Source organism: Vibrio sp. VB16 (assembly GCF_015594925.2).
Lineage (GTDB): Bacteria > Pseudomonadota > Gammaproteobacteria > Enterobacterales > Vibrionaceae > Vibrio.
Map to the genome: position 1 here is coordinate 777,174 of NZ_CP087590.1, position 12,417 is coordinate 789,590.

A 12,417-nucleotide genomic window follows, 5' to 3' on the forward strand; every position below is an offset into this window, starting at 1 on the left:
GTTTTGACACTGGATTATTAAGATATTCAACGCATTTTTATTAAGTTTTTTTTGTAATCGATTACAAAAGTGCGTTTTGGCTCGCGTTGTGAAGTAAGGGAATATTATGAAAGCTATTAAAGGCCCAGCACTGTTTCTTGCGCAGTTTGTAGGGGATGAAGCACCATTTAATTCGTTAGAGAATATGGTGAGATGGGCGGCAAGTATCGGCTATAAGGGCGTCCAAATTCCAACCTGGGACGGACGATTATTTGATCTGGAAAAAGCGGCAGTAGATGTCGAATATTGTCGTCAACTTAAAACCATGGTTGCTTCATATGGTGTTGAAATTACCGAACTAAGTACTCACCTACAAGGGCAACTGGTTGCTGTTCATCCTGCCTATGATGAGATGTTTGATGGCTTTGCTCCTCCTGAGGTACATAAAAATCCTAGCGCAAGACAAGAGTGGGCAGTAAATCAACTAATGCTTTCTGCAAAAGCGTCTAAAAATTTAGGGTTGACCGCACATGCTACTTTTTCGGGCGCACTTTTATGGCCATTTATGTATCCATGGCCACAGCGACCAGCAGGGTTGGTCGAGGCAGGATTCGCCGAATTGGGTAAGCGCTGGAGACCTATCTTGGATGCGTTTGATGAAGCTGGTGTCGATGTATGTTATGAAATCCATCCAGGTGAAGATTTACATGACGGTATTACATTTGAAATGTTTTTAGCCGAAGTGGACAACCATCCAAGAGCCAATATTCTGTATGACCCGAGCCACTTTCTTCTTCAGCAGCTTGATTATCTCGATTTCATTGATAGATACCACGATCGTATTCGTATGTTCCATGTCAAGGATGCGGAATTTAATCCTACTGGGCAGCAAGGCGTTTACGGAGGCTATCAAGGATGGGTGGAAAGAGCGGCTCGATTCCGCTCTCTCGGTGACGGTCAGGTTAACTTTAAAGGTATTTTTTCCAAACTGTCTCAGTATAACTTCGATGGTTGGGCCGTCGTTGAGTGGGAATGCTGTTTGAAGCATCCAGAATCAGGTGCAGCGGAAGGGGCAAGGTTTGTTTCAGAAAATATCATTAAAGTAACAGATAAGGCATTTGATGATTTTGCAGACGTGGCGACCGATGACTCGGCAAATTTACGCATACTTGGATTGAGCTAAAGGAGACGAGGTAATGAAGAAGATTAGACTCGGTATGGTAGGCGGTGGTATTGGGGCATTTATAGGTGCCGTACATAGAATTGCTTCTCGAATTGATGGTCGTTATGAGTTGGTAGCTGGTGCATTAAGTGCCGATCCTGCAAAGGCAACAGAGTCTGGAATAGAACTCGGGCTTTCTCCTGAACGCATTTATAGTGATTTTCATGAAATGGCAAAAAGAGAAGCGGCTCGAGATGATGGAATAGATGTTGTGGCTATTGTCACGCCTAATCATATGCATTTTCCGGTCGCGAAGGCATTTCTCGATGCAGGCATTCATGTTATTTGCGATAAACCCTTAACTTCAGATCTCGCCGATGCATACAAGCTACAAGAGATAGCCAGCAAGAGCGGGCAGTTGTTTGTACTTACGCATAATTATACTGGCTATCCTTTAGTTCGTCAGGCGAAACAGATGATAGCCGATGGTCAATTAGGCAAACTTCGGGTTATTCAAGTGGAGTATCCGCAAGATTGGATGAGCACAGATACCGAACATTCAGGCAATAAACAGGCGGAGTGGCGAACGGACCCAAAACGATCTGGTCCGGCTGGTTGCCTTGGTGATATAGGAACACATGCTTACAACTTAGTACGGTTTGTCAGTGGCCTAAAATTGGAGCAGGTGAGTGCAGAGCTAACCACGTTTGTTGATGGTCGTCAGTTGGATGATAACGTCAGTGCAATGCTGAGATTTGAACAGAACGTGAAAGGAATGCTATGGAGTAGTCAGGTTGCTCCAGGTAATGAAAACGGTTTGAGATTTCGTGTTTACGGAGAGAAAGGGGGGTTGGAATGGTCACAAGAAAACCCAAATCAATTGGTGTTTAGCCTGTTAGGCCAAGCGGTTCAAATTTTGACACGAGCGGGTAACGGCTATTTGGAGACGGCACCGTATTTAACAAGGACGCCAGGCGGACATCCAGAAGGTTACTTAGAAGGCTTTGCCAATCTCTATTATGAGGCTGCGGATTGCATTGTAAAAGTGAAAGCAGGTGAATCAGCAGAGCAAGTGTTGAGTAAAAGTCTCCTACCTCAATTGAAAGATGGCGTTGATGGGATGCGTTTTATCAATGCTGTTATTGCATCATCTGAGCAAAACAGTAATTGGATTTCGATCGAGGACTTTTAAATGGGTAAACATGTAGACGAACCACTTTTATGCTTAGATTCAATCAAGAAGGATTTCTCCGGAGTTCAAGTACTTCATGGTATCAGTATTGATATTGTGGCTGGAGAGGTTCTTGGAATACTGGGTGAGAACGGAGCGGGTAAGTCTACATTGCTCAAAATAATTAATGGGATCTACCACGCGAGCAGTGGAACGATTTCGATTGATGGTTCACAAGTGGAGATTCGTTCCCCATCTGATGCCAAGAAACACGGAATAGCGATGATCCCTCAGGAGTTTAATTTAGTCGCTAGCCTAAATGTGTTTGAAAATATTTTTCTGGGACAAGAAATAAAAAAAGGCGCGTTGTTAGATAAATATTCTATGCGTCAACGAACGGTTGAACTCTTATTAATGCTTGATACAGAGCTTAATCCAGACGCTCTCATAGAAGATCTTAGCGTCGCTGAAAAGCAGATGGTTGAAATTGCGAAGGCGTTGGTTTATGACGCTCGAATATTAATTATGGATGAACCTACGACCGTGCTAACCAGCTTAGAAGTTGATGTTTTGTTTACTTTAATTGATAAGTTGAAAGCCCAAGGTGTCACCGTTCTATTTATTTCTCACAAACTAAAAGAAGTGAAAAGGTTATGTGATCGACTAATGATTCTTAGAGATGGAAATTTAGTGTCTCTTGATAATGTGTCTGAGATAAATGAGCAAGATATGGCGACCAAAATGGTTGGGCGAGAACTGAACCAAATTTTTCCTAAAAAATCGATATCAACGAAAGAAGTTGCGTTGAAAGTGTCTAATTTATCGCTTAAAGGTGGGGGTGAACGCATCGATTTTCATGTCCATAAAGGTGAGGTTCTTGGTTTTGCTGGACTGGTTGGTAGTGGTCGAACCGAAGTTGCCGAAGCCGTAATGGGAATAAGAAAAAGACAATCTGGACAGATAGAGGTATTTGGAGAGTTAGTCGATATTCATGATATTAAGCAGGCGGTTCAAAAGGGACTTGCTTACTTAAGTGAAGATCGCCAAGGACGGGGTTTAGTCATGGGGTTTGATCTTACAGAGAACATCAGTTTAGTTTCTCTTTCGCGCTATACCAAAGGGTTAATTAGACACAAATTAGCCCGAACTAAAGCTAAGCAATATGTCTCTCAGTTTGATATTAAAGCCGCGTCATTGGATACCGAGTTGCAATACCTAAGCGGTGGAAATCAACAGAAAGTGTATCTGTCGAAATGGATGGATACCGAACCGAAAATCCTTATTTTGGATGAACCGACAAGAGGGGTAGATGTGAATACTAAGAAAGATATTTACCACTTTATTCAAAACTTAACGGAGCAAGGACTTGCCGTGATTGTTATCTCGTCTGAAATGGAAGAACTGATAGGGCTGGCGCATAGAGTCATGGTTATGCGAGAGGGTAAATTGCAAGGAGAGTTAGAAAAAGAAGCGATTACAGAACAACAAATAATGCTATTGGCTGCAGGATTGCAAGCCGAAAAGACCGAGACCCAACACATACCTTCTGAGAAAGTGAGCGCATGAGTGAGGCCGCAGAGATGAATAATAAAACCCTAGTGAGTAATCAAACAGAAGACAGAGTTCCGACTGCAAAGGCATCGTGGCTAAGTAAACTCAATTTTGGCAGCCTTGCACCATTGATTGCTTTATTTGTATTGGTCATATTATCGGCTATTGCGAGTGAACACTTTCTTATTCCCAGAAATATAACGAATGTCTTAAGGCAGGTTTCTTATACTGGAATTATCGCGTTAGGAATGACCTTCGTGATTATTGCTGGTGGCATCGACTTATCTGTCGGGTCAATGCTCGCCCTTGTTGGCGTGTTAGTTATTATGCTGCTCAATTACCTAGGCGATGGTTGGAGCGCGGTTGGTATTGCTATCATAGGAGCGATGGTTTTAGGTGCATTCTTTGGTGCGATTAATGGCTTTTTGACAACCAAAGGAAAAATTGCCTCCTTTGTTGCCACATTGGCAACCATGTCGGTATATCGTTCTCTTACGTTGTATGTAAGCGACGCAGGTGAAGCTGTCTCCAACAATCAACACTATCCAGACGTTGGGACAGGATACTTTTTGGGTCTTCCTGTTCCGGTTTGGGTGTTTTTTATCCTCGCAATATTAGGCCATATTTTATTAAAGCATACGGCATTCGGTCGTCATGTTTGCGCTGTGGGTTCTAACCCGAAAGTGGCTGCATATTCAGCTATTAATGTTGAACGAATCTATTTTCTCACCTTTGTCATCCTTGGTTTTGCCGTCGGTATATCAGCGGTAATGCTGTCATCTCGGCTTAACTCGGTCAGTCCTGGAGACGCGGGTCTATTTTATGAACTTGATGCGATTGCTGCTGTGGTTATCGGTGGCACATCCTTATCAGGAGGAAAAGGGTCCCTTTGGGGAACCGTCGTTGGTGCCATTATTTTGGGCATCATCAATAACATGCTTAATTTACTAGGGGTTAGCCCCTACCTACAAGGAACAGTGAAAGGCTTAGTAATACTAATTGCAGTGTTGATGCAATTTAAGCGGACAAGTTGAGCCAGACACTATTATTAAGAACAAAGGAGAACTACTAATGCAACTCATAAGAAAAATTGCTCAGTTGAGTCTTGGTATAGCACTTGTTGCTATTTTAGGTACGTCACAAGCCTTCGCAAAAACATACAAAGTTGGTGTGTCAGTACCTTCAGCAGACCATGGTTGGACAGCTGGATTGTTGTGGTGGGCAGAAAAAGCAGTCGCGGATCTTAAAGAAACAGAAAAAGATTTTGAATTCTACGTCGTTGCGGCGAGTTCTGGCTCCAAGCAGGTAGGTGATGTTGAAGATCTAATGATACGTGGTATTGATGCACTGGTTATCTTACCTCACAACCCTGCGACCTTACAGAAGGTTATAGAAGAGGCTTATGACAGCGGTATTTATACGGTTGTTGTAGATAGAGAACTTGCTCACCCAGCACAAAACGTGTTCATTGCAGGGGATAATGCCGGTCTCGGTAGTGTGAGTGGAAAATGGTTAGCGGAAGAGATGGATGGCAAAGGTAAGGTTGTTGTCATCGAAGGTATGTCGATTCCAATTAACAAGCAACGTGTCGACGCATTCAATGCTGAAATCGCCAAACATAAAGGTATGGAGATTTTAGACAGTCAGCCAGCCGATTGGTCAACGCAAAAAGCCTTAGCCGTGATGGAAAACATGCTGCAACGTCACTCTCGTATTGATGCGGTTTGGTGTCAAGATGACGATATGCTTAAAGGAATTATGCAAGCAATCAAAGAATCTGGTCGTACTGAGATTAAAACAGTATTGGGTGGCGCAGGGTCTAAAGACATCATGAAAATGGTTATGGATGGAGACAAAGTGGTGAGGGCAACGGTTACCTATCCACCGAGCATGGTTGCCTCAGGTGTCGCATTAGCGGTTACGGGCTTAAAAGGTGAGAAGTTAGGTAAGATGTACCACACTGTTCCTTCACGAGTGATACTCGCGGCCGAACTTGTCGATAAGAGTAATGTAGAAGATTTCTATACGCCAAGCGCAGCATACTAATTAACTATTTTACGCATACATAGATTTAATGATTTGATGTATAAAAAAATGGCCCAGACTGATTGTCTGAGCCATTTTCTATAGGGTTTCTTTTTGCTACTTGAGTTTTTCTAAATCAGATTCGATTTCGTGAATCTTGCTAGATACCACTTTTTCTAAATGACGGAGATCGGATAGAATTTTCTCTTTAAGATCTTTTCCATTGAGTTTCGCGGGTCTTGTCAATTGATTGAGTTCATCAATGACAAGCGTCAGGTTGCGGTTGATCTCTGTGACTTCTTTATATTGATGGGTTCCACCATCAACCAAAACATTTTTTATCTGCCTTGGGTATTTAAATTTCACACTCTTCGCAAACAGTTCTCCTTTTTGTTTGTGAAAATAAATTTTTAACACATCCTTGTGAGCTTCTTGGCGTAGTGAATAGCGCTCTATTTGCTTAGGATCATGAATCCCTAAACCAGTAAGGTTTGGATACATAGCTTACCTCTTGAATTATTGTGTCAAATATAGTGTGTGATAATTAATTAACTGAATTAATTAATATAACTTTAGCAGTGTAAAAGCTTAGTAGATAGATGATTTTTGTCGAGTAGAAAAGAGTTGTGGACGAGATCGCGATCTGCTCTCTCGTCATGGTTTTTTATGCTACCTATCTGCTAGTTCTGAAACATTTTTCACTAACATACTTCTTAGTTCTACCTGTTCGTGATCTAACAGTGATTTACCAGTAGAAGAGGTGATAATAAACAAGTCTTGTGCTCGCTCACCAAAGGTGGTTATTTTTGCGCCGTGGAGATGTATATCCAGTTGGGAAAAGGATTCACCTACCGTTGCTAGAAGACCTGGAAAATCTAAGGCCACAAACTCCATCAGTGTTCTTTTTCCCGTTTTAGTCGGGATAAAATCAACCTGAGTTTTTACATTGAAGTGCTGGAGTTGCCTCGGTGCACGCCTCACTCGAACCTTCTTTGGACCGGTATGTTTTAGAGTTTCAGTTAAACGAGTAATCAAGGTATCTTGGAACTCTTCTTTTATAGGATCGCCATTTTGGTCGAGGACCATAAACGTATCGAGTATATACCCATCTTTGCTACTCATAACCTGAGCATCATGGACATTGAGGTTACAGCGATCTATTTCAGCCACAACGCTAGCGAAGAGTGCGGGCTGATCTTTAGAGTAAACAAAGATCTCTGTGCCTCCACGCGTTGCTTTTTTGCTAACCAGTATAAGAGGTTGTTCCACATCACTATGTCGTAACAAATGGATGCAATGCCAAGCGATTTGTTTGTGAGTATGCCTTAAAAAATAATCTGCTTTAAATCGTTGCCAAAGCAGTTCGATCTCTCTAGCAGAAAAACCTTCTTTTCTTAATAGGGCTGATGATAATTGTTGGTTGTGACGAATTCTATCGCGAACATCGACTGGGTTTTCAAGTCCTCTACGAAGCGCTCGTTGCGTAGAATGATACAGCTCTGCTAATAGCGTTCGTTTCCAACTGTTCCACAGTTCAGGGTTGGTGGCACATATATCAGAAACGGTCAGGCAAACTAAATAATCGAGGTACTCTTCATCACGTACTGTTTTAGCAAATTCAGCGATAACATCGGGATCATAGATATCACGTCGTTGAGCGGTTACAGACATCAGTAAATGGTTTTTCACTAACCACGAGACGAGCTTGGCTTCTGGTTTCGATAACCCATGTTCAATACAAAATGCGTAAGCTTCAACGGCACCAATTTCAGAATGATTCCCTCCGCGGCCTTTACCTATGTCGTGGAAAATGGCGGCAAGGATAAGCAATTCTTTTTTCTGCATCCTCGGGTACACTTCGCAACAAATGGGGTGTTTATTGTGGTTCTCTATATGGCTAAAGGCATGGATGTTTTTGAGCAGTCGCATGCTGTGTTCATCCACGGTGTAAACGTGGAAGAGATCAAACTGCATTTGACCAACTATTTGACTCCATTGGGGAATATAGGCGGCGATAACGCCGAGTTTATGCATCAGTGGAAAGGCGCGATACAGTGAATTTGGGTGGCGACATAAAGCGAGAAATTTTTCCCTCGCTTCCGGTATGGTATGGAGAAATTTATTGAGACGTCGCCGAGCAGTCCTAAGTTGACGAAGTGTTGCAGGTGCGACACTGTCTATGCTTGAGTCGTTAGCGATATGAATGAACATATCTAATATGGTTTCGGGTCTCGCTTGGAAAAGTGCGGGTTTTTTTGCCTCAATAAGCGCGCCTCTACGCTGAAAATCATCGTCAAGATCTTCTGCCGGTAACTCTTCACCATCGTTGATAATCGCCTGCTCAAAAAGCTTAATTAGCATCTTGTTTAATTCGGCAACACGTCTTAGTGTTCGATAGAACTCTTTCATCATCATTTCAACTGGGATGTTGTATTCCCCAGTAAAACCTAGATGTAGAGCAACCTGTGCCTGATGGGCAAATGTAAGTCGGTTGTCGTAGCGTTTTAATTCCATATGAAGGGCAAACCGAACACGCCAAAGATAATCTTGGCACTCGACTAATTCACGATATTCTGCGTCGGTAAGAAAGCCGTATTTACTCATCTCTAGCAAAGACGTCGCACCAAAATGCCGTCTTGCTATCCAACTTAAGGTATGGATATCTCGCAGGCCACCTGGGCTCGATTTTATATCTGGTTCAAGGTTATAGGTTGTATCGTGGTAGCGGGCATGTCTCTCTTTCTGCTCGGTTATCTTTTGTTGGCAGAAATCCACGCTGGGCCAAAAACTTTCTGATAAGACAAGCAATTTAAGTTTTATGAAGGCCTCTTCACTACCGCAAAGAAGGCGAGCTTCCTGCAAGTTAGTCGCAACAGTAAGGTCGTCACTACCTACCTCTGAACATTCCTTTATTGTTCGTACCGCGTGACCAACCTCTAATTTCAAATCCCATAACAAGGTAATAAATTCACTGACCTTTGCGCCCAGTTCTGTGGTTAATGGTTTGTCAGAAAGTATGAGAATGTCGATATCTGATAAAGGATGTAATTCACTTCTACCATAACCACCAACCGCAATTAAACAGAGATTTTCAACATCTGAAAACTGGTAATAACGCCATAACCGTTGTAATAACTGGTCCATATATTCTGAACGGGCGAAGACCAAATCAGTGACTGGTTGATGCTTAAGAAATTGTTCATTTTGATAATTTGATAATTTGTCGAGTTGATTCTTAATGTCCGTAGGATTGAGTTGAGAATCGTCAAATTTTAGTGGAGATAAGTTGGGCATTCCTTGCCGTCCGTGCTTGAAACCAATATTGAGACCAATGTAACAGTAGATAAAGGCATTGGAAAGGTCTGTCGAGGTCACTTATCTACGAAGGCTAAGCGGTTATAAATTTGAAATGTAGCGACAGCTAAATAATAGGCGGGTTCAAATAGGAGAAAAGTCATCGCTTCAATAGTATAAAAGGACAAATTTTGGCCATAAAAAATCCTCACTATAGGCGAGGATTTTTTCATAGATGACGATTACTTGTTAATTAATATTCTAGAAATTGTCTCTTCAGCGCGAAGAGTCAACACTTCGCATCCCGTCTCAGTCACCAGTATGGTATGTTCCCATTGTGCCGAGTTTTTCCCATCCCCAGTGTATACCGTCCAGTCATCTTCTGAGTCTACGCTACAGCCAAACTTTCCAGCATTGATCATGGGTTCAATAGTAAAAATCATACCGGGTTGAAGTATACGTCGATCGTTGTTCTTATAGTGAACGACTTGAGGTTCTTCATGAAACTCATCCCCAATGCCGTGACCACAGAAATCTTTGACGATTGAGAAGCGAGGTGTCACACCTTTGATGTATTTTTGTATTGTCGTACCGATATCACCGATAGTGTTTCCCGGTCTTACTTTACGCATTGCTGCATATAGTGACTCTTGAGCAACCATACATAGACGTTTATCAGCCGGATGGACATCACCTACAAGGAACATTTTCGATGTGTCGCCGTGATACCCCTGCGGACGTGTTTCTAGAGAGACCGTGCTGTCATTTGGAATGATGACGGTAATGTCAACGTTGACGATGTCGCCATCTTTCAGCACACCAGGTTTTGATTTACCAGTAGAACCCATTGCATCTTCTGTAGCGGGTATACCGTGACAGACGATATGGTTTACTGAAGTACAGATAGATTTAGGGAAACCGTGATAATCGAGTGGTGCAGGATAAGCACCATTATCAATGATGAACTTATAACAAACTTGATCAAGCTCTTCTGTTGTTACCCCAGGTTTTACAAAGGGTTCAATCATCTCTAGAACTTCAGCAGCCAATTTGCCTGCAATTCTCATTCTTTCAATTTCTGCGGTGTTTTTTATCTTAATCGTCATCTGTTTTCTCTAATTCTTTTTGTACGTACAGGCTACTTATGCAACGCATTCTACCAGTGAGTAGGCTAAGTGCAATTGAATTCCGTTATCATTTAGCATTACTTAGGACAAAAGGGTAAGTAGAAATCTACTTTTGTGAGGTGAATTTTCTGGCTTTTTGACGTCGATTTATGGTATAAAGCGCGCCGGAGTTATGAACTGTTCTCTTTGACATTATGAATGTCAGCGAAGCTTTTTTGCTCCATTAACTTTTATCTTTAAATCACACACGTACCGACACATGTTCCGGGGTGCTTTATTGTGGTCTGCAAGACCAACGAATAAAGTCGGATGCATGGGGTATGTGGAGGCCTAACCCCGTAAGAGGAATTTAAAATGGCAACTGTATCAATGCGCGATATGCTTAAAGCTGGTGTTCACTTCGGTCACCAAACTCGTTACTGGAACCCAAAAATGAAACCATTCATTTTTGGCGCTCGTAATAAAGTACATATTATCAACTTAGAAAAAACGGTTCCAATGTTCAACGAAGCACTAGCTGAGCTAGGCAAAGTTGGCGAGAAAAAAGGTAAAGTTCTTTTCGTTGGTACTAAACGCGCAGCATCTGAAGCTGTTAAAGAAGCTGCTATCAACAGCAACCAATACTATGTTAACGCCCGCTGGTTAGGCGGTATGCTAACAAACTATAAAACTGTTCGTCAGTCTATCAAACGCCTTAAAGAACTTGAAGCTCAAGCTCAAGACGGTACTTTTGAGAAACTAACTAAGAAAGAAGCTCTAATGCGTACTCGTGAAATGGAGAAGCTAGAGAAATCTCTTGGTGGTATCAAAGACATGGGCGGCCTACCTGACGCATTATTCGTAATCGATGCTGATCACGAACATATTGCAGTTAAAGAAGCTAACAACCTTGGTATTCCAGTATACGCTGTTGTTGATACTAACTCTAACCCAGACGGTATTGATTACATCATTCCTGGTAACGACGACGCAATCCGCGCTGTACAGCTTTATCTAAACGCTGCTGCTGACGCTGTTAAAGAAGGTCGTAACCAAGACGCTGTTGTAGCTGTTGGCGAAAAAGACGGTTTCGTAGAAGAAGCTGAGTAATAGCGGACTTCTGACGTTAAACTTAGTTTTTGTAAAATAGGTGTGTTGAAGAAACATGGTTTCTGAAAGGCGCCTTAAGCATTAACTAAGTTATAGTTAGAATCAGGGGCCCATAATTTAGGCCCCTTATTTGTATCTTATCCTGAATAAACTGAGGAATAGAGAATGGCAACTGTAACTGCTGCTCTAGTTAAAGAACTTCGCGAGCGTACTGGCGCTGGCATGATGGATTGTAAAAAAGCGCTTGTTGAAGCGAATGCTGATGTTGAATTAGCGATCGAAAACATGCGTAAAAGTGGCGCTGCTAAAGCCGCTAAAAAAGCAGGCAACGTTGCTGCTGAAGGTACTATCATCATTAAACAAGCTGATGGTTTTGCTGCGCTTCTAGAAGTTAACTGTCAAACTGACTTCGTAGCAAAAGATGGCAACTTCTTAGCGTTTGCTAACGAAGTCGCTGACGCTGCTGTCGCTGAGAAGCTAGACGCGGCTGCTCTTCAAGCTAAATTTGAAGAAACTCGTATTGAGCTTGTTGCTAAAATCGGTGAAAACATCAGTATCCGTCGTGTCGAGTATATTGAAGGTGTTAGCCTTGCCTCTTACCGTCACGGTGAGCGTATCGGTGTTGTTGTTGCAGGTTCTGCAGAAGAAGAGACTCTTAAGCACGTAGCTATGCACGTAGCTGCTTCTAAGCCAGAATTTGTTAACCCTGAAGATGTACCAGCTGACGTAGTTGAAAGAGAGAAAGCGGTTCAAGTTGAAATCGCAATTAACGAAGGAAAACCAGCGGAAATCGCAGAAAAAATGGTTGTCGGCCGTATGAAGAAATTCACAGGCGAAATCTCTCTAACGGGTCAAGCGTTTATCATGGAACCGAAGAAAACAGTTGGTGACATGTTGAAAGAGAAAGGTGCTTCAGTTTCTAACTTCGTACGTTTAGAAGTTGGTGAAGGCATCGAAAAAGTTCAAGAAATGAGCTTTGCTGACGAAGTTGCTGCGGTACAAAAAGGGTAATCCTTGAT

At 42.3% G+C, this 12,417-nt stretch carries 10 protein-coding genes; 7 read left to right on the forward strand and 3 right to left on the reverse strand.

The window, feature by feature from the left end; all coding sequences use genetic code 11:
• Window positions 1-106 precede the first annotated feature (106 nt).
• Genes IUZ65_RS03780 through IUZ65_RS03800 form a run of 5 tightly spaced genes read left to right on the forward strand, consistent with a single transcriptional unit; the run spans window position 107 to window position 5,909 of the window.
• Window positions 107-1,162 carry a sugar phosphate isomerase/epimerase family protein gene (locus IUZ65_RS03780; RefSeq protein WP_195702467.1) on the forward strand — a complete coding sequence of 352 codons (1,056 nt, stop codon included), beginning with the start codon at window positions 107-109 and terminating at the stop codon, window positions 1,160-1,162.
• Between the two features lie 13 nt (window positions 1,163-1,175).
• Entirely contained in the window at window positions 1,176-2,333 is a 1,158-nt protein-coding gene (locus IUZ65_RS03785) for a Gfo/Idh/MocA family protein (protein ID WP_195702468.1), read from the forward strand.
• On the forward strand, window positions 2,334-3,878 hold the full coding sequence (locus tag IUZ65_RS03790) for a sugar ABC transporter ATP-binding protein (protein WP_195702469.1): 1,545 nt from the start codon (window positions 2,334-2,336) through the stop codon (window positions 3,876-3,878).
• Window positions 3,875-4,897 carry an ABC transporter permease gene (locus IUZ65_RS03795; protein ID WP_229637974.1) on the forward strand — a complete coding sequence of 341 codons (1,023 nt, stop codon included), beginning with the start codon at window positions 3,875-3,877 and terminating at the stop codon, window positions 4,895-4,897. The genes IUZ65_RS03790 and IUZ65_RS03795 overlap by 4 nt, the downstream gene beginning before the upstream one ends.
• A gap of 37 nt (window positions 4,898-4,934) precedes the next feature.
• Complete coding sequence (locus IUZ65_RS03800; RefSeq protein ID WP_195702470.1) at window positions 4,935-5,909, forward strand: substrate-binding domain-containing protein; 975 nt, start codon at window positions 4,935-4,937, stop codon at window positions 5,907-5,909.
• 96 nt (window positions 5,910-6,005) lie between these two features.
• Here IUZ65_RS03800 and IUZ65_RS03805 read toward each other — a convergent pair whose 3' ends face one another.
• The 3 genes from IUZ65_RS03805 to map form a co-directional block, all read right to left on the reverse strand.
• A complete protein-coding gene (locus IUZ65_RS03805; protein ID WP_195702471.1) occupies window positions 6,006-6,389 on the reverse strand; it encodes a DUF3461 family protein in 384 nt (127 codons plus the stop codon).
• A 168-nt stretch (window positions 6,390-6,557) separates the two neighbouring features.
• On the reverse strand, window positions 6,558-9,182 hold the full coding sequence (gene glnD, locus IUZ65_RS03810) for a bifunctional uridylyltransferase/uridylyl-removing protein GlnD (RefSeq protein WP_195702472.1): 2,625 nt from the start codon (window positions 9,180-9,182) through the stop codon (window positions 6,558-6,560).
• 242 nt (window positions 9,183-9,424) lie between these two features.
• The gene (gene map / locus IUZ65_RS03815) at window positions 9,425-10,288 is read right to left on the reverse strand and encodes a type I methionyl aminopeptidase (protein WP_195702473.1); all 864 of its coding nucleotides are present in this window, start codon (window positions 10,286-10,288) and stop codon (window positions 9,425-9,427) included.
• A gap of 375 nt (window positions 10,289-10,663) precedes the next feature.
• Here map and rpsB point away from each other — a divergent pair, with 375 nt between their 5' ends.
• Window positions 10,664-11,398, forward strand: a complete 735-nt coding sequence (gene rpsB, locus IUZ65_RS03820) for a 30S ribosomal protein S2 (protein WP_195702474.1) — start codon at window positions 10,664-10,666, stop codon at window positions 11,396-11,398.
• Between the two features lie 165 nt (window positions 11,399-11,563).
• Window positions 11,564-12,409: a translation elongation factor Ts gene (gene tsf, locus IUZ65_RS03825; protein ID WP_195702475.1), complete on the forward strand. Its 846-nt coding sequence runs from the start codon at window positions 11,564-11,566 to the stop codon at window positions 12,407-12,409.
• The last annotated feature ends 8 nt before the right edge of the window (window positions 12,410-12,417 follow it).